20 protein-coding genes and 1 tRNA gene are annotated in these 23,390 nt (G+C 70.6%); 2 read left to right on the top strand and 19 right to left on the bottom strand.

Features of this window, described 5'->3' with window-relative positions; genetic code table 11:
- Positions 1-95: 95 nt before the first annotated feature.
- The 3 genes from VLK66_RS09875 to mutS form a co-directional block, all read right to left on the bottom strand.
- On the bottom strand, positions 96-1,520 hold the full coding sequence (locus tag VLK66_RS09875; protein WP_325309236.1) for a pyridoxal-phosphate dependent enzyme: 1,425 nt from the start codon (positions 1,518-1,520) through the stop codon (positions 96-98).
- Positions 1,517-1,927, bottom strand: a complete 411-nt coding sequence (locus VLK66_RS09870) for an energy transducer TonB (protein ID WP_325309235.1) — start codon at positions 1,925-1,927, stop codon at positions 1,517-1,519. The genes VLK66_RS09875 and VLK66_RS09870 overlap by 4 nt, the downstream gene beginning before the upstream one ends.
- A 255-nt stretch (positions 1,928-2,182) precedes the next feature.
- A complete protein-coding gene (gene mutS / locus VLK66_RS09865) occupies positions 2,183-4,759 on the bottom strand; it encodes a DNA mismatch repair protein MutS (protein ID WP_325309234.1) in 2,577 nt (858 codons plus the stop codon).
- A gap of 302 nt (positions 4,760-5,061) precedes the next feature.
- On the opposite strand from mutS, the gene VLK66_RS09860 reads away from it, so the two are divergent.
- On the top strand, positions 5,062-5,340 hold the full coding sequence (locus VLK66_RS09860) for a hypothetical protein (protein WP_325309233.1): 279 nt from the start codon (positions 5,062-5,064) through the stop codon (positions 5,338-5,340).
- A gap of 81 nt (positions 5,341-5,421) precedes the next feature.
- Here VLK66_RS09860 and holA read toward each other — a convergent pair whose 3' ends face one another.
- The 16 genes from holA to VLK66_RS09780 form a co-directional block, all read right to left on the bottom strand.
- Complete coding sequence (holA, locus tag VLK66_RS09855; RefSeq protein WP_325309232.1) at positions 5,422-6,444, bottom strand: DNA polymerase III subunit delta; 1,023 nt, start codon at positions 6,442-6,444, stop codon at positions 5,422-5,424.
- 26 nt (positions 6,445-6,470) lie between these two features.
- Positions 6,471-7,052, bottom strand: coding sequence for an anti-sigma factor family protein (locus tag VLK66_RS09850; RefSeq protein WP_325309231.1), 582 nt, complete (start codon positions 7,050-7,052; stop codon positions 6,471-6,473).
- A gap of 370 nt (positions 7,053-7,422) precedes the next feature.
- Entirely contained in the window at positions 7,423-8,049 is a 627-nt protein-coding gene (locus tag VLK66_RS09845) for a sigma-70 family RNA polymerase sigma factor (RefSeq protein ID WP_325309230.1), read from the bottom strand.
- A 236-nt stretch (positions 8,050-8,285) separates the two neighbouring features.
- Entirely contained in the window at positions 8,286-8,858 is a 573-nt protein-coding gene (locus VLK66_RS09840) for an NUDIX hydrolase (protein ID WP_325309229.1), read from the bottom strand.
- Between the two features lie 198 nt (positions 8,859-9,056).
- A complete protein-coding gene (locus VLK66_RS09835) occupies positions 9,057-10,460 on the bottom strand; it encodes a pitrilysin family protein (RefSeq protein ID WP_325309228.1) in 1,404 nt (467 codons plus the stop codon).
- A complete protein-coding gene (locus VLK66_RS09830; RefSeq protein ID WP_325309227.1) occupies positions 10,457-11,746 on the bottom strand; it encodes a pitrilysin family protein in 1,290 nt (429 codons plus the stop codon). Before VLK66_RS09830 ends, VLK66_RS09835 begins: the two co-directional genes overlap by 4 nt.
- Positions 11,747-12,150: 404 nt before the next feature.
- Positions 12,151-12,735: a YdcF family protein gene (locus tag VLK66_RS09825; protein WP_325309226.1), complete on the bottom strand. Its 585-nt coding sequence runs from the start codon at positions 12,733-12,735 to the stop codon at positions 12,151-12,153.
- A gap of 168 nt (positions 12,736-12,903) precedes the next feature.
- Positions 12,904-13,806, bottom strand: a complete 903-nt coding sequence (locus VLK66_RS09820; protein ID WP_325309225.1) for a hypothetical protein — start codon at positions 13,804-13,806, stop codon at positions 12,904-12,906.
- 364 nt (positions 13,807-14,170) lie between these two features.
- Complete coding sequence (locus tag VLK66_RS09815) at positions 14,171-15,352, bottom strand: aminotransferase class I/II-fold pyridoxal phosphate-dependent enzyme (RefSeq protein WP_325309224.1); 1,182 nt, start codon at positions 15,350-15,352, stop codon at positions 14,171-14,173.
- Positions 15,353-15,842: 490 nt separating this feature from the next.
- Positions 15,843-15,925, bottom strand: a tRNA-Leu gene (locus VLK66_RS09810).
- 41 nt (positions 15,926-15,966) lie between these two features.
- Entirely contained in the window at positions 15,967-16,647 is a 681-nt protein-coding gene (gene rpe, locus VLK66_RS09805; protein ID WP_325309223.1) for a ribulose-phosphate 3-epimerase, read from the bottom strand.
- Positions 16,644-17,366 carry a ribose-5-phosphate isomerase RpiA gene (gene rpiA, locus VLK66_RS09800; protein ID WP_325309222.1) on the bottom strand — a complete coding sequence of 241 codons (723 nt, stop codon included), beginning with the start codon at positions 17,364-17,366 and terminating at the stop codon, positions 16,644-16,646. The genes rpe and rpiA overlap by 4 nt, the downstream gene beginning before the upstream one ends.
- Before the next feature lie 291 nt (positions 17,367-17,657).
- Positions 17,658-18,806 carry a hypothetical protein gene (locus VLK66_RS09795; RefSeq protein WP_325309221.1) on the bottom strand — a complete coding sequence of 383 codons (1,149 nt, stop codon included), beginning with the start codon at positions 18,804-18,806 and terminating at the stop codon, positions 17,658-17,660.
- 582 nt (positions 18,807-19,388) lie between these two features.
- Complete coding sequence (locus VLK66_RS09790; RefSeq protein WP_325309220.1) at positions 19,389-20,546, bottom strand: hypothetical protein; 1,158 nt, start codon at positions 20,544-20,546, stop codon at positions 19,389-19,391.
- A 179-nt stretch (positions 20,547-20,725) separates the two neighbouring features.
- Entirely contained in the window at positions 20,726-21,052 is a 327-nt protein-coding gene (locus tag VLK66_RS09785; protein ID WP_325309219.1) for a hypothetical protein, read from the bottom strand.
- 380 nt (positions 21,053-21,432) lie between these two features.
- Positions 21,433-22,080 carry a hypothetical protein gene (locus VLK66_RS09780; RefSeq protein ID WP_325309218.1) on the bottom strand — a complete coding sequence of 216 codons (648 nt, stop codon included), beginning with the start codon at positions 22,078-22,080 and terminating at the stop codon, positions 21,433-21,435.
- Between the two features lie 657 nt (positions 22,081-22,737).
- Between VLK66_RS09780 and VLK66_RS09775 the strand changes: the two genes are divergently transcribed.
- On the top strand, positions 22,738-23,163 hold the full coding sequence (locus tag VLK66_RS09775) for a hypothetical protein (protein ID WP_325309217.1): 426 nt from the start codon (positions 22,738-22,740) through the stop codon (positions 23,161-23,163).
- The last annotated feature ends 227 nt before the right edge of the window (positions 23,164-23,390 follow it).

The following is a 23,390-nucleotide window of genomic DNA, read 5'->3' as shown; positions in this document are numbered from 1 at the left end:
CCCCGATCCGTGATGTGGACGAAGAAACGGGCGGGAGCCCGCGCCCGGCAGGGGGTGCGGGCTCCCGCGCGCTCCACATGCGCCACGGCGGGCGATCAGGCCTCGTTGGTCACGTAGCGCATCACGTCGTAGCGCGTCACGATCCCCTCCAGGCGCCCGCCGCGGCGCACCAGCACCGCGGGGTTCTTGGAAAGGAGGCGGGTGACGCTGGGCAGCTCCACGTGGCCGTCCACCACCGGGAGCGGCGCGTCCATCACGTGCTGCACCGACTGCTCCAGCACCGCCGTGTTCTCCAGCACCCGCCCCATCAGCGTGCTCTCGGACACGTGCCCCACGCAGTCGCCCGCCGACACCACCGGAAGCTGCGACACGTTGTGGCTGGTGATGAAGGCCAGCGCCTGCCGCACCGGCGTCTCGGGCGCCACCGAGATGAGCTGCGGCGGAGCCCCCGCGCTCTTCCCGCGCACCACGTCTTCCGCCGAGACGCGCGCCGGGTCCATCATCCGGTTCTCGCGCATCCAGTCGTCGCTGTACACCTTGCTCAGGTAGCGCTCGCCGGTGTCGCAGAGGACGAAGACCACGCAGGCGTCCGGATCGTCCACCTCCTGGGCCACCTGCAGCGCCACGTGGGCGATGAGGCCCGACGATCCGCCGGCGAACAGTCCCTCCTCGCGCGTGAGCCGCCGGGCGAGGGAGAGCGCGGTGCGGTCGTCCACCGTGCGCCACTCGTCGACCACCGACATGTCCAGCGTGCCGGGGATCTTGTCCTGCCCGATCCCCTCCACCTTGAAGGGCGCGGCCTCGCCCTTTTCCCCCGTGTCGAAGTAGCGCTTCAGGATGGAGCCCTCGGGGTCGCCGCCCACGATGCGGACCGCGGGGTTGCGCTCCTTCAGGAACCGGCCCACGCCGGTGAGGTTCCCCCCCGTCCCCGCGGCGGAAACGAAGTGCGTCACCCGGCCGCCGGTCTGCTCCCAGATCTCCGGGCCGGTGGTGCGGTAGTGCGCCTCGGGGTTGGCCTGGTTGTAGAACTGGTCGGCCAGGATCGCGTTGGGCGTCTCCTCGGCGATGCGCTTCGCCAGGTTCACGTAGTTGTCGGGGTGGTCGGGGGCGAGCGCGGCGGAGGTGACGATCACCTCGGCGCCGAACGCCTTCAGCAGCCGCACCTTCTCCTGGCTGAACTTGTCGGAGAGGGTGAAGATGCAGCGGTACCCCTTGATCGCGGCCGCCAGGGCCAGGCCCACGCCGGTGTTCCCGCTGGTGCCTTCGACGACCGTCCCGCCGGGGAGGAGGCGGCCCTCGCGCTCGGCGGCCTCGATGATCGCCGGGCCGATACGGTCCTTCAGGCTTCCGCCGGGGTTCATGAACTCGGCCTTGGCGTACACCGGCGTGCGGATTCCCTCGGCCGTGCGGTTCAGGCGGATGAGCGGCGTCCACCCGATCGTCTGCACCACGTTGTCGTAGGGGCGCTCGTGGCGGGGACGGGTGCTGGCGAAGTCGATGGAGCTGCCTGTATCGGTCATTTCGTCTTGCTGGTGTCGGGCGCCGGCCGGGGCGGCGAGGGCGCGGCGGCCGAATCGGCCGTGTTCAGCTCGAACTGCACGGGTAGCAGGAACCAGGCGGCCACCGCCTTCCCGCCGCGCGTGGCGGGGCGGAAGCGCAGCTGCCGGCTCCCCGCCAGCGCGGCGGAGTCGAAGGCCGCGTAGCCGCTGCCGCGGTCGATGCGCGCCGTGTCGACGGTGCCGTTCTCGGAGATGAAAAGCTTCAGCGTGGTCTGCCCCTCCACCTGGGCGTCCCACAGGTCTTCCGGATACTGGAACGGCGACTCGGACACCTGCCGCGGCGGCGTCTCGGGAACGGGCCCCCGCTCGCAGCCGGCGAGCAGCAGTCCGGCGGCGAGAAGCGCGTGCGTGCGGTTCGGTCGCGTCATCGTCCCGTTCTCGAAGTGATCTTCCGCCCCCGCGCCGGCGTGGCGCGAACGAGCCGCCGTCTCTTCATGCGCGGTGAAGTCCGCGAAGGCGGACTGCGTGCCGTTGTAGCCGCGACTTCAGTCGCATCGTCGCGGATCCCATCTTCGCGAATCGAATCGTCGCAAACCGCGTCTCGCGGATCGCGATTTCGCGGGTCCGATCTTCATCCCCATCTCCATCTTCCTGAACGAACTTCAGGGGGATGGGGATGCCGCTCAGCCCCGCGCCTTCTCGCTCAGCTCCGCCAGCAGGTTCAGCGCCTGCAGCGGCGTCAGGCGGTTCACGTCCACGCCGCGGAGCTTCTCCACCGCCGGATGCACGGGTGGCCCGAAGAGGCCGAGCTGCAGCTCCGGCTCGTGGCGCGGCTGCGGCGGCGCGGGGGCGGCGGCGGTCTCCAGCTCGCGCAGGATCTCCCGCGCGCGGGCGACGACCGATTCCGGCAGCCCCGCCAGCCGCGCCACCTCCACGCCGTAGCTGCGGTCCGCGCCGCCGGGAACCAGTCGGCGGAGGAAGACGATGTCGTCGCCCACCTCGCGCACGGCGACGGAGAAGTTTACCACGCCCGGCAACCGGTTGGAAAGCCGCGTCATCTCGTGGTAGTGCGTGGCGAAGATCGTCTTGGCCCCCACCGCCTCGTGCAGGTGCTCGGTGGTGGCGGTGGCCACCGAGAGCCCGTCCCACGTGGAGGTGCCGCGGCCGATCTCGTCCAGCAGCACCAGCGACCGGGCGGTGGCGCCATGCAGGATCGCCGCCGTCTCGTTCATCTCCACCATGAAGGTGCTCTGCCCGCGGACGAGATTGTCCGACGCGCCCACGCGGGTGAAGATGCGGTCCACGATGCCCACGCGGGCGTAGCGCGCGGGAACGAAGGCGCCGACCTGCGCCAGGAGGACGATGAGCCCCACCTGGCGGAGGACGGTGGACTTGCCCGCCATGTTGGGCCCGGTGAGGATCATCACCCGCGCGTCCTGGTCCAGCCGCACGTCGTTGGGGATGAAGTCCTCGCGCGGCATCATCGTCTCCACGACCGGGTGCCGGCCGCCGCGCACCTCCAGCGTGAAGCCGCCGTCCACCTCCGGGCGCACGAAGTCGCGCCGCACGGCCACCTCGGCCAGCGCGGCCAGCACGTCCACCGTCGCCACGCGCTCGGCGACGGCCTGGATGCGCGGGACCTCGGCCGCCGCGGCCTCGCGCAGCTCCGCGAAGAGCCGGGCCTCGAGCGCGACGATCTTCTCCTCGGCGCCCAGGACCTTTTCCTCCCACTCCTTCAGCTCGGGGGTGAAGTAGCGCTCCGCGTTGGCCAGCGTCTGCTTGCGCATGTAGTCGGCGGGCACGCGCTCGGCGTTCATGCGCGTGACCTCCAGGTAGTACCCGAAGACGCGGTTGAAGCCCACCTTCAGCGTGTTGATCCCCGTCCGCTCGCGCTCGCGCGCCTGCAGCCGGGCGATGAAGTCCACCGCGCCGTCGCGCACCTCGCGCAGCTCGTCCAGCTCGACGTGGCACCCCGGGCGCACCACCCCGCCGTCGGCCACGGAAACGGGCGTGTCGGCGGCGACGGTGCACTCGATGCGCTCGCGCACCTCGTCCAGCGGGTCCAGCCCGTCCAGCAGCGCGCGCAGCATCGGCGCCTTCGCCTCGCCCAGCGCGTCGCGGACAAGGGGGATGCGGCCCAGCGAGGCGGCCAGCGCCAGCATCTCGCGCGGGTTGGCGCGCCCCGAGCCCACCTTCACCGCCAGCCGCTCCAGGTCGCGCACCTCGCCCAGCGCGTCGCGCACCCCGCGGCGCATGGCCTCGGAGCCCACCAGCTCGCCGACCGCGTCCAGCCGCGCGCCGATCGCCGCCACGTCCACCAGCGGCGCCAGCAGCCAGCGGCGCAGGAGGCGGCCGCCCATGGGCGTCTGCGCCTCGTCCAGCACGCTCAGCAGCGTCCCCTGCGTCCCCGCGCCGCGCAGCGTCTCCACGAGCTCCAGGTTCCGCCGCGTCATCTCGTCCAGCACCATCACGTGCCCCGGCCGCTCGATGCGCGGCGCGCGCAGGCCGCCGAAGCCGGCGGGCTGCACCTCGGCCAGGTAGGCGACCAGCGCGCCGCAGGCGGCCACCAGCGGCTCGTCGCCCGGCTCGAAGCCGTAGCCGGCCAGGTTGGCCACGCGGAAGTGGCGCCCCAGCTCCTCGGCGGCGGCGCGCGCGTCGAACAGCCAGTCGGGGCGGTAGGTCCGCGTCACCCCCGCCGCTCCGGGGATGGGAAAGAGCTCCCAGGTGCGCGGCAGCAGGATCTCGGCGGGCTGGAAGACGCCGAGCGCGTCCGGCAGCTCCTCCCACGCCAGCCGCCGCACGCTCATCTCCCCCGTCGTCAGATCGCCCAGCGCCAGCCCCACGCTTCCCTCCCCCGCCGCGTCGCCCGCGATCGCCGCCAGGAAGTTGTTGCGGCGCGCGTCCAGCAGGCTGTCGGAGAAGACGGCGCCGGGCGTCACCATCTCCGTCACCGCGCGGCGGACCAGGCCCTTGGCCAGCGCCGGGTCCTCCACCTGGTCGCAGATGGCCACGCGGCGCCCGGCGGCCACCAGGCGGCGGAGGTACGTCTCCAGCGCGTGCGCGGGGATGCCGGCCAGCGGCGCCTTGCTCCCCCCGTTGTTGCGCGAGGTGAGCGTCAGGTCCAGGAGCTTCGAGCCCTCGACCGCGTCTTCGTTGAAAAGCTCGTAGAAGTCGCCGACGCGGAAGAAGACGAGCGCGTCCGGGTGGCGCGCCTTCACCTCGCGCCACTGCAGCATCAGCGGTGTGTCTTCGGACGCCATCGGGCGGGGCCGGGGGAGCGCGCCGGAAACCGGCGCCGGGGACTGCGAACGCTCGCGGGAAGTGGCCGGAATCTACGCACCCGCCAGCACTACGGCAACGGGTCTGGAGACGGGGAGATACGCGGAGTGCACATCCGCCGTCTCGGGCGCGGAGCTGCCGGGACGCGAGGCCGCGGATCATCGGCAAGATGGAGATGGAGACGGGAAGCTTGCCCATTCCTCACGTCTCGCGCCAGAATCCCCCACTCCCGCGATGCACACCGGCACCGCGAGAGCGTCGCGATTCCACGACAGGAGGATGCATGGCCAAGCTCACCCTGCACGTCGAGCAGCTGGAAGTCGAGTCGTTCGAGACGGCGCATGAGGTTCCCGCGCGAGGCACCATCCACGCCCACGCCACCGACGCGGACGCCACCTGCGCCGGGCACTACACCTGCGACGACACCTGCGCGCAGACCTGCGGCATCCCCGCGTCGTGCCAGCTCGTCAACTCCTACTGCGGCACCTACGCCGAGGTGGGCTGCCCCGCCTCGTACTACAACTGCACGGTAGGGACGGACGAGCACTCCATCTGCTCGTAACCGCACCGAACGGCCGGAGCCCGCGTCGCGATCGTGCGGCGCGGGCTCCATTTCTCCGATTTCCCGTCATGCCAGCCGGCGCTACGCCGCGCGGCCCTCGCGCTGCGGGCGGATGGCCCAGAGGCGGAGGAGCAGCTCCTCCATCGCCTGGCGGTCGCTCATCGACGCGGACTTGAGCAGGCGGTCGGTGCGCAGCAGCTCGCCGAGTGCGGCGTCCACCTCCGGCAGCGTCCACTTCCGCGCCACGGGAACGATGCGGCGCGCCATCCACCGCTGGAACGGCTTCAGCTCGCGCTCCAGCGCCGACTGGCCGCCGGCGCACACGATCCCCACCTTCAGCAGCTGCCCGCCCATCCCGATCACCAGCCCCACCCCGTTCTCCCCCTGCTCCAGCAGCACGGGAAGCGCCTCCAGCGCCTCGCGGAAGCGGCGCTCCGACACCAGGTCGAACCAGGCCCAGCGGTCCTGCCGGGGGATCGAACCCCCCACCGCCTTCACGTCGTCCAGCGTGATCCGCTTCCGGTCCACGGCGTAGGCGGCCAGCTTCTTCAGCTCGCTGGTCAGCATCCCCAGCTCCACCCCCATGGCCGAGACGATGGCGCGCGCGGCGTCGGCGTCCAGCTCCAGGCCGTGCGCCTGGCGCGCCTCCTCCATCAGCCACCCCGGCGCGTCGTCCGCCGCCAGCGGGTTGAACTCTACGGAGACGGCGGCCTTCTTCAGCTCGTCGTAGAACTTCGCCTTCGATCCCGACGGGATCGAGGCGGAGACCACCAGCACCAGCCCCGGCTCGGGCGACTTCGCGGTGGCCTCGACCACCTCGCGCGCCTTCTGCCCCAGCCCCTGCGCGTCGCGGAGGACGACCACGCGGTGCTCGGCCATCATCGGCGGCGTGGCGATGACCGAGGCCAGCGCCTCGCCGTCCACGTCGCTCCCGCGCAGCTGGTCGAAGTTGAAGTCGCGCGTGGCCTCGTCCAGGTACGCCGAGACCACGCGGCTGACGGCCTCCTCGCGGAAGAAGTCCTCGTCGCCGTGGAAGAAGAACGCACCCCCCGCGGCACGGTCGCGGAGAGTGCGCTGTAGCTGGTCGTAGGAGATCTGCGGCACGCGCGGATCGTCGTGGAGTCGGGTGGTTACGGCTGGACGGCGCCCTGCGCGTCCGCCGGAGAGTACGAGGCGAGCTGCCCCACCAGCGGCCCCTGCGACTGGAAGACCACGTCGTGGTACGGCATCTCCCGCACGCTCACGCCGATCTGCGCCAGGCGCGAGGTCAGGCTGGTGGCCTCCTGGTGCTGCGGGCCCGCCATCAGCCGGCGGAAGAACGACCCGTCGCGGCGCGGCGCCTCGACGGCCACCGCGGGGAGGCGGCCCACGTGCGGGCGCGGGTGCATCAGCGGCACCCACGCGACCGCCGCGATCAGCGCGGCGATGGCCAGCGTTCCCGCCGCCTGCGCGGGCGAGGCCAGGCGCCGCGCGCGGCGCTCCTCCTCCTCGGCGGCGTACAGGCGCCAGCGCAGGCGGTCGGCGAAGTCGTCCGACACCTCCAGCTCCGGCAGACCGCGCAGCACGTCGGTGCCGCGGCGCACCACGCGATCGTAGTCCGCGCAGTGCGGGCACTCGTCGGCGTGCGCCTCCATCTCGTCCCGCTGGGCCACGGTCATGTCGTGGTCCAGGTAGTCCGAGTAGCGCGCGAGATAGGTTTCGCAGTCGATCATGGTTCGCCCCGCTGGGTTCGCCGCCTGCCGCTCGTGAACCGGCAACGCAGCGTTGTACGCGCGGTGCCCCCGGGAGTTCCAGCGACATTAGGGGAAGATGAAAACGGCAGGGGACAGGGGGACAGGGGACAGCATCTGAGCTTGCCTCAAGAAGATGTCTCCGCCCCGCCACGATATAGGGCAGCAGTCCCGGAGGGACTTCGTGCTGTTGTTGCCCGGGAATTCCATTCCCGGTCACCAGGGCTGGTGCCTGAGCGAGTCATCTTCTTCCACAAGAGAAAGGGCGGGCCGCCGATCCATCGGCGGCCCGCCCCCTCGTTGTCGCTCGGACGAAGTTCAGCGTCGCTGGCGCATCTCCCTGAGGATGTGATCAGTCCAGGACCGGGGCGATGATCCGCGCGAACGAGTTGCGGGCGCGGTTCAGGCGGCTCTTCACGGTGCCCAGGTTGGTGTCGGTGATCTCGGCGATCTCCTCGTACGTCTTCCCCTCCATCTCACGCAGGATGAACACCGTGCGGTGATGCTCGGGAAGCTGGTCCACCGCGGCGTCCACCTGCGCCTTCAGCGCGCGCTTGCGGAACAGGTCGTCGGGGCGGTAGGTGTTGTCCTCCCACTCCAGCGGGCGCTGGTCCTCGGTGCGGTTCTTCAGGATCGTCTGGAACAGCACCAGCGGGTTGCGCGAGCGGTTGCGCAGCTCGTTCTTGGCCAGGTTGCTGGCGATGGTGTACGCCCAGGTCGAGAACTTCTTCGTCTGGTCGAAGCGGTGCAGGTGCCGGTACACCCGGATGAACGTCTCCTGCACCAGGTCTTCGGCGCGCTCGCGGTCGCCCGTGGTGCGGTAGACGAAGTTCAGCAGCCGGTTCTGGTAGCGCTCCACCAGCTCGTCGAACGCGCGCCGGTTCCCCGCCAGGAAAGCCGCCACCACGCCGCTGTCGTCCAGCGACTTGAGGGTGCTTCGCTGCGGTGGCGCCTGGCTGTGGGTCAGGACTTCGAACATGGAACCCCCTTCGTGAGGAACCGCTGTGTGGGCAGGCTTCGGGAGGATGGAGAGGGCACGGGACGTACCCGGTGGCCGCGACCGCCGAAACCCTGAATCTGCCTCGATTTTTTCCGCCGCGCCCGATCCGCGCCGCCCCGTCCTTGTCCACCGTGGGGGACGGGGTGCGTCGTCCCGCGACACATCGCCCGCGGCCGTGCCGGTAGAACGCGCCTCCCGCCGGGCGTCTGACGCCGCTACATCCCGAACACGAACCCGGCGGCGTACAGCAGGGTGCAGATCGTCTTCCCGTCGGTGATCTCGCCGCGCCGCACCATCTCCAGCGCGCGGGAGAGCGGCATCGGCACCAGCTCCACGAACTCGTCTGGATCGTACGAGGTCTGGCCCCCGGAAAGATTCGTGGCCACGTACAGCCGGATCTGCTCGTCGGTGAACCCCGGCGTGGTCCAGATGGTGGTCAGGAACCGCAGCTCGCCGGCGACGAGGCCCGTCTCCTCCAGCAGCTCGCGCCGCGCGCATTCGTCCCACGGCTCGCCGGGGCGGGCGGGGCGCCCGGCGGGAACCTCGTACAGCCAGCCGCCGGTGGCGTAGCGGTACTGCCGGATCAGCATCACCTGCGGGTCGGGCCCGCCGGGGTCGCTCAGCACCGGGAGCACCGCGCTGGCGCCGGAGTGGCGCACCATCTCCAGCTCGCCCGTCGACCCGTCCGGAAAGCGGACCGTGTCGATCCCCAGGTCCACCACCGGCCCCCTGTGCACCGGCCGGCGCGAGACCAGTCCCGCCCCGGCCGGGCTCTGCGTGTCGCTCATGTCACCTTGTGGAAAGAAGATGCGCGCCGGACCGCCCCCGTTCAACCCGTTCGAACGCTCGTTAACTCAACCCTAATCGCCCCGATCATGTGCGGATGACTCACGCGGAGACGCGGAGACGCGGGGATGCAGGCAAGCTCCTCCGCGCCTCCGCGTCTCCGCGTGAGATCCAGCCGCGCGTGGGGATCGCGCGGCGGGCTACGCCTCCAGCTCCTCCATGCTCCCCATCTCCACCGGCCCCACGTCCAGCGCCTCCAGCTCGCCGCGGATCTTCTCCGCGTCGCCCGCGATGATGACGGCGGCGCGCTCGGGCCACAGGCGGCGCTGCGCCGCGTCCTGCACGTCGGCGGCGGTAACGGAGAGCAGCCCGTCGCGGTAGTGCTGGTAGTAGTCGTCCGGCAGCCCGTAGGTGGCGATGGTGCTCAGCTTTCCGGCCAGCCCGTCGGTCGTCTGCAGGCCGATGGGAAAGACCCCCGCCAGGAAGTTGCGTGCGTCCTCCAGCTCCGCGCCGGTGACGGGCGACTCGCGCAGCTCCCGCAGCTCGCGCAGCATCTCGCTCACCGAGTGCGCCGTCACCTCGGTCTGCACCGCGGTCGACATGCTGAACAGCCCCGGCCGCCGCCGCGACGCGAACGAGGAGGATGCGCCGTAGGTGTAGCCCAGCCGCTCGCGCAGGTTCAGGTTCATCCGCGACGAGAAGGTGCCGCCCAGGATGGAGTTCAGCACCATCACCGCGAAGTAGTCCGGCGCCGTGCGCTCGATCCCCACGTGGCCGACGCGGATCTCGCTCTGCACCGAGCCGGGGCGGTCGAAGACGACGATGGTGGTGCGGTCCAGCCGCGGCCGCACCTCGGCCGCGGGCACCGGCTCCGCCCGGCCCTCCCAGTCGCCGAACCAGCGCTCGGCCAGCGCCTGGATCTCGTCCACCGAGGCGTCGCCCGCCGCGACCAGCGTGGCGGCGGAGGGGCGATAGCGGCGGGCGTGGAAGGCCACCACGTCGTCGCGCCCCAGCCCCTCCACGGTGCGCGCCAAGCCGCCCAGCGACCGCGCGAACGCCAGCCCCGGCGCGAAGATCCACCGCCCCTCGGCCTCGTCCACCAGCGTGGACGGCGTGCCGCGGCGCTGCTGGATGGTGGTCAGCCGCTCGTCGCGCACCCGCTCCACCTCGCGCTCCGGGAACGTCGGCCGGCGCAGCAGGTCGGCGGTCAGCTCGAACCCCGCGTCCAGCCGCCCGCGCAGGCAGGTGAAGCCCACCTGGCCGGTGTCCCACGACACCCCCGCGTCCAGCGAAAGCCCGAGCCCGTCCACCCGCTCGGCGATCGCGTCGGCGTCCATCCCGCCCGCCCCGCTCTCCAGCAGCGCGCTGGTGATGGGCGCGATCCCCGCGAGCTCCGGCGGCTCGGCCAGCCCGCCCGCGTCCAGCACCATGTCCACCGTGACCACGGGAAAGTTGCGGATCTCCGCCACCAGCAGCGACATCCCGTTGGCCAGCCGGCGCCGGTGCACGCCGGGAAAGCGGTACGGGCGCAGCGGCCCGCGCGGGGGCACGGCGCCGCGGTCCAGCGCGCCCGTCGCCGCGCCGCCCTCGCTCCACGCGCTCACGACGCCACCTCCGCGGCGTCGCCGGGCTCGTAGGTGAGAACCACCAGGTTGTCGTCGCCCAGGTACTCGCGGGCGAAGCGGCGCACGTCCTCCGCCGTCACCGCGCGATAGCGGTCCAGCTCGGTGTTGATCAATCCCGGATCGTCGAAGAAGGTGGTCAGCTGCGAAAGCTGGTCGGCGCGCTCGCTCACCTTCTGCAGGTCGAACACGTGGCGCGCCTCGATCCCCGTCACCGCCCGCTCCACCTCGGCCGCGTCGATCTCGCCGTCGGCCAGCCGCCGCACCTCGTCGCGCATCGCGCGCTCCAGCACCGCGGGGTCGTCGCCGGCGGGCACGTTGCCGCGGGCGATCAGCGCGCTGGCACCGGTGACGACGGGGAGGAGGAAGGCCGCCACCCCGCGCGCCAGCCGCCGCTCGCGGATGAGCGAGCGGTACATCCGCGCCGACTTGCCGCCGGCCAGCAGCTCGGTGGCCACGTCGCCCACGTAGTAGTCGTCCGCGCCGTAGACGGGGATGCGCCAGGCCAGGTACACCCGCGGCAGCGGCACCCCGCCGCGACGCGTCTCGCGCACCTCGCGCCCCAGCTTCAGCGGCTCCACCACCGTGCGCCCGGGGATGGGCGGGATGTCGGGGCCGCGCGGGATGGGGCCGAAATAGCGCTCGATCAGCCGCTTCGCCTCGTCGCGGTCGAAGTCGCCGCACAGCGTGAGCACGCCGTTGTTGGGCGCATAGTAGGTGCGGAAGAAGTCGCGGACGTCGTCCAGGCTGGCGGCGTCCAGGTCGTCCATGCTGCCGATCACCGAGTGGTGGTACGGGTGGTCGGGCGGGTACACCAGCATCTGCAGCCGCTCGTCCCAGTCGCCGTAGGGCTGGTTGTCCACGCGCTGGCGGCGCTCGTTCTTCACCACGTCGCGCTGGTTGTCGAGCTTCTCCTGCGTCAGCGCGGGCACGAACCACCCCAGCCGGTCGCTCTCCAGCCACAGGATCAGCTCCAGCCGGTCCGACGGCACCGTCTCGTAGTAGTTCGTGCGGTCCAGCCAGGTCGACGCGTTCAGCGACCCGCCCACCCGCTCCACGTGGGCGATGTGGCCGGTGTCCGGCACGTTCACGGTGCCCTGGAACATCATGTGCTCGAACAGGTGCGCCAGCCCGGTGTGGCCGGGACGCTCGTTCCGGCTTCCCACGTTGTACCAGAGGTTCAGCGCGACCACGGGCGTGGTGTGGTCCTCGCTGAGCACCACCTTCATGCCGTTGTCCAGCTGGTATCGTTCGATCGGGATCTGCATTCCGTCCGTGCTCTCGGTTCGCGGTAGGACCACGATGGAACTGCATTGTCGGACCGGGCTGCGCGAGCCCGCGAAACCCTCCCCCCGCGGCTGGGGCCGCGTACCCCCTCCCGATAACGGGCCCCGATAACGGGAGGGGGTAACTTCGATAGCGGCGCGCGGTGGGTGGCGCACTCTTCGGCGGTGGCGGGAGGCGTGGCCCTCTCCCGCATCCCTGCGGCTCGGAGCACTCCCCCGCGATCAGTTCTCCCCTCGCCCGCGGAACCGCGGAGGAGCCGGAAGAGGGGGATCAGCCTGGCGGGGCGGATGCTGGTTCGCAGCGACAATGCAGCCCAGCAGTCCCGAAGGGACTTTGTGCTGTTGTTGCCGTGAATTCATTCGCCTTCCCGAGCGCCCCCGTCCCCCTACACCAGCCCCAGCAGCGCGAACGGCAGCCCGATGCTCTCGCGCAGCAGGAACTTCCGCTCCTCCGCCGGGTTGCGCGAGATCGGGCTGCTCTCGGTGGGCGACGTATACCCCTTCACCCCCATCTGCCTGGCCAGCAGCTTCAGGCGCAGCATGTGGAAGGGGTCGCTCACCAGCACCGCCGTGTGCATCCCGCGCGCCTTCATCAGCTCGGACACCGCGTGCATCGACTCGCGCGTGTTCATCCCCGTCGTCTCCACCAGGATCGCGTCGCGCGGCACGCCGTGGCGCATCGCCCAGCGCCGCGAGACCACGGCCTCGCTCACCGTGTCGCCGGGCGCCTGGCCGCCGGTCATGATCAGCGTCTCCGCCTTGCCCGTGCGGTACAGCTCCACGGCGTGCTGCAGCCGCGCCTCCAGCACCGGCGACGGGTGCCCGTTGTACTGCGCCGCGCCCAGGACCACGATCGCGTCCGCCGCCCGCGCCTCGTCGCGGCGCCCGTACACGGCGATGGAGACCAGGAGCAGCGCCCAGCAGGCGACCAGGAACAGGAACAGCCGGATGGCCCCGCGCACCAGCCGCACCGGCCACGGCCCGCGCGGACGCCGCGCCCGCCGCCGGCGGGGCTCGTCGCGCTCGGGCGCCGGATCGGCCGGCGGCTGCGGGGACGGCGCGCGCTCGCCGTACGCCAGCGTGCGGTCGTCGGGCGGCGGGTCGCCGGGGCCGGGGGAGAAGAGCGGAGACAGGGGAGATCAGGCGCGCTGGTGGAGCCGCTCGCGCAGCAGCGACGGGCCCAGGTGTTCGCGAAGGAAGTCGCGCGAGGCCTCGGGGCCGGCTTCCACGGCCTCCTCCACCTCGCGGATCAGGCCGGTATCCAGCGCCTCGGCCACGGCTTCGGCCCGCGCCACCGCCGCCCAGGCCTCGTCCTCCCACCCCTCTCCCGCCGACGCCAGCGCGGAGATGAGGTGGATCTCCATGTCCTCCGTGCGCTCGGTGGACGCCTGGTGGAGCTGCTCGGCGCCCTCGTCGTGGCGGCCCGGCGTCTCCAGCAGCGCCAGCCCGTACAGCCCGCGCAGCCACGGATCGTCCAGGTGCGAGAGCGCCTCCTCCAGCTCCGTCACCCCGGCCTCCGTCTTCCCCGCCAGCAGCAGCGTCATCGCCAGCTCCGCGCGCACGGCGCCGTCCTCGGGCGCCAGGTCGCGCGCGGCGATCAGCTCGCGCTCCGCGTCCTCGAACATCCCCTCGCGCGCCAGGTACGCGCCGTACGACGAGCGCGCGAACGGAAAGTCCGGCGCGGTGATCGCCGCCAGCCGCAGCGCGCTCTCGGCCTCGGGGTCGTCGTTCATCGCCACGCCGGTTCCCGCCGCGGCCAGAACGAACGGGTCCGTGGGCTGCGCGGCCAGCGAGCGGCGGAAGAACTCGTACGCCTCGCCCTCGTCGCCCAGCCGCTCCGACGCGATCCCCAGCCAGCAGAGGAGGAGCGCGTCGGTCTCGTGGTCGGGCAGCGCGTCGAGCAGCAGCTCGCGCGCCTCCTCCCAGCGGTCCTCGGCGCCCAGCGACTCGGCCTCGGCCACCACCTCGGCGGCCGTCATCCCGCCCTCGTCCCCTGCGTCCGCGCCGGCGCCGTTCGCGGTGAAATCGTCGTTCGGGTCCATCGTCCCCCGTCTTTGGACATTCCATCTCATCCCGCCGCGCGTCGCCAGAGCAATCCCCGTGCGACCCCGTCGGGACCCGGTGAAGATACCGCCCCTCCCCCCGCCCCGCACCTGAGCGAAGCTCACCCTTTCCATCAGTACCCCACGCGAGGCAAGATCGTCGCACCAGTCCGGGAGAGCGAGTCCGCGAAGGCGGACTTCGGGCCGTTGTTGCCGCGAATTCATTCGCCTTCCTGTCCTCCAAGCCTTTTCCCCACCGTCCCCGAATCTCCAGAACAGCAAGAAGCCGCCGGACCTGTGGTCCAGCGGCTCCTCTGCCGATGCTCCTTCGATTGTCCGTCGAGCCGCGCCTCGTCTGCAGCGATCAGATCACCGCGATCGCGCGGCCGACGGTGGCGAAGGCCTCGAGCACCGCGTCGATGTGATCGTCGGTATGCGTGGCCATCAGCGAGATGCGCAGGCGGCACTGGCTCTCGGGCACCGCGGGCGGCATCACCGGGTTGGTGAACACGCCGGCGTCGAAGAGCGCCTTCCACATCACGAAGGTGTCCTCCATCTCCCCGATCACCACCGGGATGATGGGCGTCTCGCTGTGGCCGATGTCGAAGCCGAGCGACTTCAGCCCCTCCTGCATCCGGTGCGTGAGCCGCCACAGGTTGTCGCGGCGCTCCGGCTCGCGCTTCATCACTTCCAGCGCGGCCAGCACCGTGGCCACCGACGCCGGCGGCATGCTGGCGCTGAAGATCAGCGAACGCGCGTGGTGACGCAGGTAGTGCAGGATGACCTCGGGCCCCGCCACGAACCCGCCGATCGAGGCGAAGCTCTTGGAGAAGGTGCCCATGGTCAGCAGCACCTTGTCGCTCAGCCCGAAGTGCGCCGCCGTGCCCGCGCCGTCGGGCCCCAGCACGCCGATCGAGTGCGCGTCGTCCACCATCAGCTCGGCGCCGTACTTCTCGGTGAGCGCCACGATCGACGGCAGGTCGGCGATGTCGCCCTCCATGCTGAACACGCCGTCGGTCACCACCAGCTTGTGCGCGGTGTCGGGCACCGCCTGCAGCTGCCGCTCCAGCGCGCGCAGGTCGCCGTGCGCGTAGCGGTGCACGGTGCCGTACACCAGCGATGCGCCGTCCACGATGCTGGCGTGGTTCAGCTTGTCCAGGAAGAGGTGGTCGCCGCGGCCGACGAGGGTGGAGATGACGCCGAGGTTGGTCTGGTACCCGGTGCTGAACACCAGCGCGCTCTCGGTGCCCATCAGCTCGGCCAGCTTCTCCTCCAGCTCCACGTGCAGGTCCAGGGTGCCGTTCAGGAAGCGGCTCCCCGTGCAGCCGGTGCCGTAGCGGTACAGCGCTTCCTTCGCCCGCTCCAGCACGTAGGGGTGGTGCGTGAGCCCCATGTAGTTGTTGGAGCCCACCATGATCTTCGTCTTCCCCCCGATCACCACCTCGGTGTCGTGGCTTGCCTCGATGGGGATGAAGTACGGGTAGAACCCCGACGCCTGGACCTCACGGGCGCGCGTGTAGCGGCTGCACTTCTCGATCAGACCCATTCACTCCTCCCGGAGGCGGTGCCCTGGTGCGGGCGGGGTGAGCGCGGCACACCTGCGTGGCTCGGGACGGCCGCGGCGCGGCCGGAGTGCACGTGCGTGGGTGCCGGTAAAGCCAAGGCGATTGCTGCTGAGAACGGAGAAGAAACGCGGAAATCGGGACCGGGCCGCGAGGCGCGGGTACGGCGGCGACTCAGAATTGGCCGGGGGGTCCGTCAGGGTCGGAAGGTAGCCCAAAGCGCCGCACACGGCAAGTGCGCGCGGCGTACACCCGCATGAAACCTGGGAAAACACGGGCAGGCGCCCCCGGCGCCGGCCCAGGCCCGCCCCCGAGGCGCTCCTAACGTTTTCAGACGCATGTTGAAGATTTCTGCAAAATGGTGCAATGCCCTTCCTCTGTCAAGAAGTCCGTTCCGGACGCTCGCCCAACGCCCATCGAACGCAGGAAACCCCCGCGAGCGGTGAGCTTGCGAGGGCTTCATGTCGAAAGAAGTGCCGGGAGGGGGACTCGAACCCCCAAGGGTGGTGCCCAGCGCATTTTAAGTGCGCCGCGTTTACCGATTTCGCCATCCCGGCGGCGGAGCAAAGATAAGCGGCGCCAGCGGAGCGGTCCATCGTTACGACTGGAGGGCGCTCTCCGCCGCCTCGCGCAGGCGCCGCAGGTTCTCGGCGACCGACGCGTGGGTGTTGTACACCGCCGAGCCGGCCACGAGCGCCGTCGCGCCGGCGCGCACCACGGCGGCGGCGTTGTCGGGGCCAATGCCGCCGTCCACCTCCAGCTCCACGTCGGTCAGCCCGCGCTCGTCCAGCATCCGGCGGATCCTGGCGATCTTGGCGGTGCTGGTGGGGATGTACGACTGCCCGCCGAAGCCGGGGTTCACCGACATCACCAGCACCAGGTCCACGTACGGCAGGATCTCGCCCAGCGCCTCGGCCGGGGTGGCGGGGTTCAGCGTCACCCCCGGCTTCACCCCCAGCTCGCGGATCTGCTGCACGGTGCGGTGCAGGTGCGGGCAGGTCTCCACGTGAACGACGAGATGGTCGGCGCCGGCCCTGGCGAACGCCTCCACGTACCGCTCCGGGTGCTCGATCATCAGGTGCACGTCGATCACCCGCGAGGTCGAGCGCTTCGCCGCGGCGGCGATCAGCGGGCCGATGGTGATGTTGGGAACGAAGTGTCCATCCATCACGTCCACGTGGATCCAGTCCGCGCCGCCCTCCTCCGCCTCGCGGATCTGCTCGCCCAGCCGCGTGAAGTCCGCGGAGAGGATCGACGGAGCCAGCTTCACCTGCCTCATGACGTGGCCTCCCCCCCGCGCTCCATCACCCGGACGCCGCCCGCGCCGGCGATCACCGCCGCCGTGGCCATCCCCAGGAACAGCCCGGACTCCACGATCCCCGGGCGCAGCGCCAGCGAGCGCTCCAGCATCTCCGCGTCGGCGATGCCGCTGGCGAAGCGGCAGTCCAGGATGTGGTTGCCGCCGTCGGTCACGTACGGCGCGCCGTCCGCCCCGGTGCGCAGCACGGGCTCGCACCCCAGCCCGCGGAGGAAGTCCGGCTGCACCGGCTCGCCGAACGGGTCCACCTCCACCGGGAGCGGCGCCTTCGTCCCCAGGCGCGCGACCACCTTGGAATCATCCGCCACGATCACCAGCTGCCGGCTGGCCGCGGCCACGATCTTCTCGCGCAGCAGCGCGCCGCCCAGCCCCTTGATCAGCCGCAGCCCGGGATCCACCTCGTCGGCCCCGTCGATGGTGAGGTCGATCCGCGGCCGCTCGGCCAGCGTGGCCAGGGGGATGCCGAGAGAGCGCGCACGGCGCTCCGTGTCGACGGAGGTCGGCACGCCCACGATGCCGGCCCACTCGCCGGCCGCGCGCCGCTCCGCGATCACGTCCAGGAGGTGGCGCACGGTGGAGCCGGTGCCCAGCCCCAGCGTCATCCCGTCGCGGATCCATTCCGCCGCCCGCTCCGCCGCCTTCCGCTTCAGCGCCTCCGCGCCGCCGCCCGCCACGTCCATCGGCCTCGCCGCCGTCTCTGGGTGTGAGTCGCAGATTCCGTGTGCCGCGCCACAATGTACTTGCGGCGGGCGAGTACGAAAGTACGAGAGTACGGAAGTACGGGACCGCAGTGCGTGAGTGCGTGAGTGCGTGAGTGCGTGAGTGCGTGAGTGCGTGAGTGCGTGAGTGCGATGAGGAGCCTCATCCAACTTCCGCAGGTTTGTACTTTCGTACTCATTCCGTTGAACGCCGGAAGGGCGCCCCCCTCGCGGGGGACGCCCTTCCGTCACGTCAGGCTGTTGCGACCGCGGTTACCCGCGGACCGCGCCGGCCTTCTGCTCCACCTGGTACGGCTGGAACTCGCACCGCGACCCGACCGGGACGTAGATCACGTCCGGACGCTGGGCGTTGGCACTGGGCTCCGCGAACACCGACACACCCTGGTACGTGCCGACGCTGTTGACGTCGCCCACGTTCAGCACGCGCGGCAGGCCGTACTTCACGTAGCGGCGGCCGTTGAACGTCACCGGCTCGTTGTTGATGAACCAGGTCGCGCTCTGGGCATTCGCCTCGGCCATCGGCAGGCCGGTGGTGTCACCCGTGGCCGTGTTGTACGTGCCCGACACGGTCGTGAGCGAGCCGTTCTGCACCACGCACACCGTCACCGGAGTCGTCGTCTCCACGACCGCCGGGGGCGGCGGCGGGGGCGGCGGCGGGGGCGGCGGCGGCGGGGGCGGGGGCGGGGGCGGCGGCGGAATGATGTTGCCGAACCCGACCTTCAGCCCCAGCACCGCGTACGGCGTGAAGGCGAACTTGTCTTCCGCGTTCTGCGCGTTCTCGTTCACGTGCGCCGGCGAGTCGTAGCCGTGCACGCCGCCCTCGAGGAAGATGCCGATCCCCGGGGTGATGGGGAACACGTCGATACCGAGACCCGCGACGCCCTGGCCCACCGTGCCGATGTCACGGCTGTCGGGCACGCAGACCCCGTTGGCCAGGAACAGCGCGGTCGCCAGGCACGAGCGGTCGCCGACCGGGTCCGAGGTCAGACCGCCGCCACCCACGAACAGGTAGAGCGAGCTGAGCCACGCGTTGTTCGACGACCAGAACAGCGGCCGCCACATCAGGTCCAGGTCGTACGTCCACATGTTGTTCAGCCAGCGGTCGCTGGTGAACGTGTCGCTGTTCTGGGGCAGCTTGGTGGGGAAGTACTTCCCGTCCAGCCGCAGGCCGAAGGTGGGGCTCAGCCAGAAGGTGGCCTCGGCGCCGAACACCGGCGAGAAGCCCGGCTTGTAGCCGTTGTCACCGATGCTGAACCAGCTGCTGGTCCACGCACCGCCGCCGAAGATGCCGAGGTCGAACTGAGGCGCCGTGCGCACGGTCATGTCCTGCGCCCGCGCCTGCCCCGCCGCCCCCGCCACCACCAGCGCGGCTGCGAGCGCTGACGTTGCGAGTTTTCTCATCGCTTTCTCCTAAGGAGGGTGAAACGCACGCCCAGCCCCGCGTCCAGGGGCGAGCAGTACATCGCCACACGGCCATACAAGAAAAATGCCATGCTTTCTCCAAAATTGCACACGGGCCGCCCGCCCCGACGCCGCGCCACACCTAAGTTCGGTCCATGAAAGAACATCGAAAGTTTTCCACATTTACGGCGGAGTGAACACGGTGGTGCTATCAGGCCCCTCCTCCCCCGTCTCGATGCGAGCCCGATGCAGGAAAAGACACGCCCGTCCACGCCAGAATGGCATCGGAATGGGGCATGAATGCCTCTCCCGCCGCTGCCCGGATTCCGTGCCTTCACTGCACCACCGCAATGTGGCACCGTATTACGTCGCAGTCCAGCAGCCGGGAGCGGGAGCATCATTCCAGGCGCTCATGCGGGAAGATTCCTGAATCGGGAGGCACAGCGGTGATCCCCCAACGCTCCGCATAACGACAATGTACAGCCCGGAATATCACCGCCTCCGCACTTCCGCACTCCGGAGCAGACGACGAAAGGGCGCCCCCTCGCGGAGGCGCCCTTCCGTCACGTCAGGCGATTGCGATCAGCCGCGGACCGCGCCGGCCTTCACCTCGACCTGGTAGGGCTGGAACTCGCAGCCCGTGCGCACCGGCACGTAGATCACGTCCGGACGCGCCATGTTCGCGCCGGTCTCGGCGAACACCGGCACACCCTGGTAGGTGCCCGCGCTCGAGACCTCGGTGACACCCAGCACCCGCGGCAGCCCGTACTTCACGTAGCGGCGGCCGTTGAAGGTGACCGGCTCGTTGTTGATGTACCACGTGGCGTTGGCCGCGTAGCCCTCGGTGACCATCGGCACGCCGGTGGTGTCGCCGGTCGCCGGGTTGTACTGCGCCTGCACGTTCGTCAGCTGCCCGTTCTGCAGCACGCAGACGTTGATCGTCTGCATCTCCTGCACCGGCGGAGGCGGCGGCGGAGGAGGCGGCGGCGGGGGCGGCGGCGGCGGGGGAGGCGGCGGGGGCGGCGGCGGAATGATGTTGCCGAACCCGACCTTCAGCCCCAGCACCGCGTACGGCGTGAAGGCGAACTTGTCTTCCGCGTTCTGCGCGTTCTCGCTCACGTGCGCCGGCGAGTCGTAGCCGTGCACGCCGCCCTCGAGGAAGATGCCGATCCCCGGGGTGATGGGGAACACGTCGATGCCGAGACCCGCGACGCCCTGGCCCACCGTGCCGATGTCACGGCTGTCGGGCACGCAGACCCCGTTGGCCAGGAACAGCACGGTCGCCAGGCACGAGCGGTCGCCGACCGGGTCCGAGGTCAGACCGCCGCCGCCCAGGAACAGGTAGAGCGAGCTGAGCCACGCGTTGTTCGACGACCAGAACAGCGGCCGCCACATCAGGTCCAGGTCGTACGTCCACATGTTGTTCAGCCAGCGGTCGCTGGTGAACGTGTCGCTGTTCTGCGGCAGCTTGGTGGGGAAGTACTTCCCGTCCAGCCGGAGCCCGAAGGTGGGGCTCAGCCAGAAGGTGGCCTCGGCGCCGAACACCGGCGAGAAGCCCGGCTTGTACCCGTTGTCGCCGATGGTGAACCAGCTGCTGGTCCACGCACCGCCGCCGAAGATGCCGATGTCGAACTGGGGCGCGGTGCGCACGGTCATGTCTCCCATGTCCTGCGCGCGCGCATGCCCCGCCGCCGACGCCAGCATCACGGCCGCAAGGGCGGATGTGAGCGTTCGTTTCATGAGTCCTCTCCGAACCAGGTGATTGGGCCCCTTTTCCGTCGCGTTGCGCACGGGGTGCCCGCCAACACACGTTCCCGACCACACACAGCACACCTGCTTCCGGGGAGCCTGCCGAAACCCGGCCTCCCCCTCCCGTCACGGCTCGTGCGGCGCACCTCCTCTCGCGTTTCGGCGCCCGTTCAGGGGGCGCGGGTGGACAGGGCGTTCAGCACGGCTCCCAGCACGCCTCCGTAAACCGCGTATCCGGCGATCAGCGCCACCGGCGTGGCCTGCCCCCACTCGAACCCCAGGTGCCCGGGCGCGGGAACGCGGCCCATGCGCACGCAGCGGCTGGCCTTGGCCAGCCAGGGAAGCGCGGCGGCCAGCAGGGCGCCGAACACTCCCCCGATCCCCACGCCGGTGCCCCAACCGGGGCCGCCCACGGCACGCAGCACGGCCACGAAGAGCGCGGCCAGCAGCGTGGCGTGGAGCGCCAGGAACAGCCCGAAGCCGAGGGTCTCGGCCATGGGCAGGCGAGGGTCGTCGTAGAAGAGGCAGCCGAGCTGGCCAGTGGCACTGAGCCGGGTAAGACCAAGAGTGCGGAACAGCCACAGGACGGACGCCGCGAGCACGCCCGCGACGAATCCCGACCACACGATGCCCCCCCACGTGCCCCCCATGCCCCTCCATCGGCCGGCGTGCGGGAGGACGCTTCTCCCGCGCCGGTGCGGCCCGTTCGCCGTGCGCGCCCGCGGTTCCGTTGGTGCGATACTCCGTTAGGAATATGCAGTTTCGGTGCCGAACGCCAGAATCACGTTGCGCAAGATAGCGACGCGCGAAGGGTTTCGCACGTCACCCCCAACCCTGCCGGCGCCCCGCCGCGTCAGCGGAGCGCCTCCGTCGGTCCTCAGGCGGCGGTCTGCGCCGCCACTTCGGCGCTTTCCAGCGGCGGCAGCTCGCTGTCGGCCACGTGGCGCAGGGCGCGGTTGAACACCACGTCCGACACGCCCTCGGGAACCGACATGATCTCCAGGTACAGGTCCACCGCTTCGTGCAGCGGCACCTCGGCCGAGAGCGAGCGCGCGAACTCCAGCGCGTTGGCCACGTGCTGCTCGAAGAGGTCGTCCTCGGCGCGGGCGGCGGCCAGGTTGATGCGGTGCCGCAGGTCGTCCTGCACGCGGCCGCGGATGCGGCGGCGCACGCGCGAGAACACCTGCTCGAAGCGCCCGCCGTCGTCCGTGCCCGGGCGCCGCGCGTCCTCGCGGTCGGCGGCGTCGTCTTCCATCAGCGTGACTTCGTCACCGCCCTGCAATACGCCGCGGCGCCCCAGCTCGGCGAAGGCGCGGCTTCCCACGTTGCGCGCCTGCTCGGGGTTCAGCCGCAGGATGCGGGCGTAGATGTCGAGCGCGGCGTCGAACGGGACCTGTCCATTCACCAGCTCCACGAGGGCGAGCACGTGGCGGACGTGGGTGTCGAGCAGCTTTTCCTGCGCCACCGCGGTCGCAAGGTCGGTCTGCCGCTGCATCGCGCGCGACGTGTTCCGGGTGAGGGCCACGGTAAAGTCCTCCGAACGTTGGGGTGCGCGGCCGGATGTTTCCGGTTCTCGGCGGGTGCGCACATCCCCGCCGCCGGGCGGTGCGGGGAGCAAGTTCCATTCCCGGCACGGCAGCACGCACGCGCCGTGCGGGCGGTTTGCGGACCGGGATCGATCAGCGGCGCATCTCCATCTCCACACCGGAGTTGGAGATTTCCCGCCAGCGATGGCGCGGCGGTGAATCAGGGATCAGAAAAAGATGGGCTCACGCGGAGAAGCGGAGGAGCAGAGAGCGTCCTCCCTTGCTCTGCTTCCCTGCGCGCAACAGGTCCTTCGCGGGTAGGGGATCAGGGGTGGAATCGGGAAGCCCGAGATCGGGGGCGATGAGTGCGAGCGTCGCCATCGGAGGCCATTCCGCGGGCGCCGCGGGGGACATCGCGGGGGATGCGGGGTGGACGCGAAAGCATCTCGCAGCGCTCTCCGTGATTCGCCTACCTTATTGATACGAAACCACTTGGCATCTCCCGGGTCCCGATCTTCTCCGCATGGTTCCCTGGCGGGCGCGGGACTTGAATCTCGCCTCCGGCACGCGCAAACACCTGGCGATGGGCCGGGAGTGCGCGGTCGGTCCGCGCGCGGGTGTGCGGGCCCCCATCCCGAGTTTCCGGAGACGTACCCATGCGACGTTCCCTCTCCCTGTTCGCGCTGCTGGTGCCCGTGGCGCTGCTGTCCGGCTGCGACAGCAGCACCTTCAACGACAACCGGCTGGGCTGCGACCGCGTGCACAGCTTCTCGCTGGGCAACAGCGCCAGCGGCACCCTGGATCCGGGCGACTGCCAGCTCACCGACGGAAGCGCGGTGGAGTTCTACCGCTTCCGCGTCAGCAGCTTCCGGACGGTGTTCGCCTCCGTGACCTCGAACACGATCGATCCGTACGTGGAGATCCTGGACGAGTTCGGGAACGTGATCGCGGAGGAGGACAATGGCGGCACCGGCTTCTCCGAGCTGGCGGCGGACCTTTCGTCGGGGACGTACTACCTGGCGGTCACCAGCTTCCAGTCGGGCGACTACGGCGACTACTTCCTGGAGACGGACTCCCAGTAGCCACGATCCCAAGTAGCCACGCCCGCAGGAATGCGGCGGAGCCGGCAGAGGAAGATTCCTCCGCCGGCTCCGTTGTTTTTTGGAATTGATACCGATTTCGAGGATCGGCTGTGCATTTCCTCAGCGAACGTGCGGCACCGGCTATAGATCCTTCGGCCTGCAAATACCTGTGCAGATTCAGCTTGCACTGTGGCCGGCCTCAGGATGACGTCTCCCTAGTCTTGAGC

Source organism: Longimicrobium sp., from assembly GCF_035474595.1.
Taxonomy (GTDB): Bacteria; Gemmatimonadota; Gemmatimonadetes; order Longimicrobiales; family Longimicrobiaceae; genus Longimicrobium.
Note: the sequence above shows the minus strand (reverse complement) of the source record. Positions and strands in the feature narration are given on the sequence as shown.

What these genes read in the sequence shown, in the direction of transcription:
- VLK66_RS09875 (WP_325309236.1), bottom strand. Translation starts at nt 1,520, where the DNA reads ATGACCGATACAGGCAGCTCCATCGACTTCGCCAGCACCCGTCCCCGC.
- VLK66_RS09870 (WP_325309235.1), bottom strand. Translation starts at nt 1,927, where the DNA reads ATGACGCGACCGAACCGCACGCACGCGCTTCTCGCCGCCGGACTGCTG.
- mutS (WP_325309234.1), bottom strand. Translation starts at nt 4,759, where the DNA reads ATGGCGTCCGAAGACACACCGCTGATGCTGCAGTGGCGCGAGGTGAAG.
- VLK66_RS09860 (WP_325309233.1), top strand. Translation starts at nt 5,062, where the DNA reads ATGGCCAAGCTCACCCTGCACGTCGAGCAGCTGGAAGTCGAGTCGTTC.
- VLK66_RS09850 (WP_325309231.1), bottom strand. Translation starts at nt 7,052, where the DNA reads ATGATCGACTGCGAAACCTATCTCGCGCGCTACTCGGACTACCTGGAC.
- VLK66_RS09845 (WP_325309230.1), bottom strand. Translation starts at nt 8,049, where the DNA reads ATGTTCGAAGTCCTGACCCACAGCCAGGCGCCACCGCAGCGAAGCACC.
- VLK66_RS09840 (WP_325309229.1), bottom strand. Translation starts at nt 8,858, where the DNA reads ATGAGCGACACGCAGAGCCCGGCCGGGGCGGGACTGGTCTCGCGCCGG.
- VLK66_RS09830 (WP_325309227.1), bottom strand. Translation starts at nt 11,746, where the DNA reads ATGCAGATCCCGATCGAACGATACCAGCTGGACAACGGCATGAAGGTG.
- VLK66_RS09820 (WP_325309225.1), bottom strand. Translation starts at nt 13,806, where the DNA reads ATGGACCCGAACGACGATTTCACCGCGAACGGCGCCGGCGCGGACGCA.
- VLK66_RS09815 (WP_325309224.1), bottom strand. Translation starts at nt 15,352, where the DNA reads ATGGGTCTGATCGAGAAGTGCAGCCGCTACACGCGCGCCCGTGAGGTC.
- rpe (WP_325309223.1), bottom strand. Translation starts at nt 16,647, where the DNA reads ATGAGGCAGGTGAAGCTGGCTCCGTCGATCCTCTCCGCGGACTTCACG.
- rpiA (WP_325309222.1), bottom strand. Translation starts at nt 17,366, where the DNA reads ATGGACGTGGCGGGCGGCGGCGCGGAGGCGCTGAAGCGGAAGGCGGCG.
- VLK66_RS09795 (WP_325309221.1), bottom strand. Translation starts at nt 18,806, where the DNA reads ATGAGAAAACTCGCAACGTCAGCGCTCGCAGCCGCGCTGGTGGTGGCG.
- VLK66_RS09790 (WP_325309220.1), bottom strand. Translation starts at nt 20,546, where the DNA reads ATGAAACGAACGCTCACATCCGCCCTTGCGGCCGTGATGCTGGCGTCG.
- VLK66_RS09785 (WP_325309219.1), bottom strand. Translation starts at nt 21,052, where the DNA reads ATGGCCGAGACCCTCGGCTTCGGGCTGTTCCTGGCGCTCCACGCCACG.
- VLK66_RS09775 (WP_325309217.1), top strand. Translation starts at nt 22,738, where the DNA reads ATGCGACGTTCCCTCTCCCTGTTCGCGCTGCTGGTGCCCGTGGCGCTG.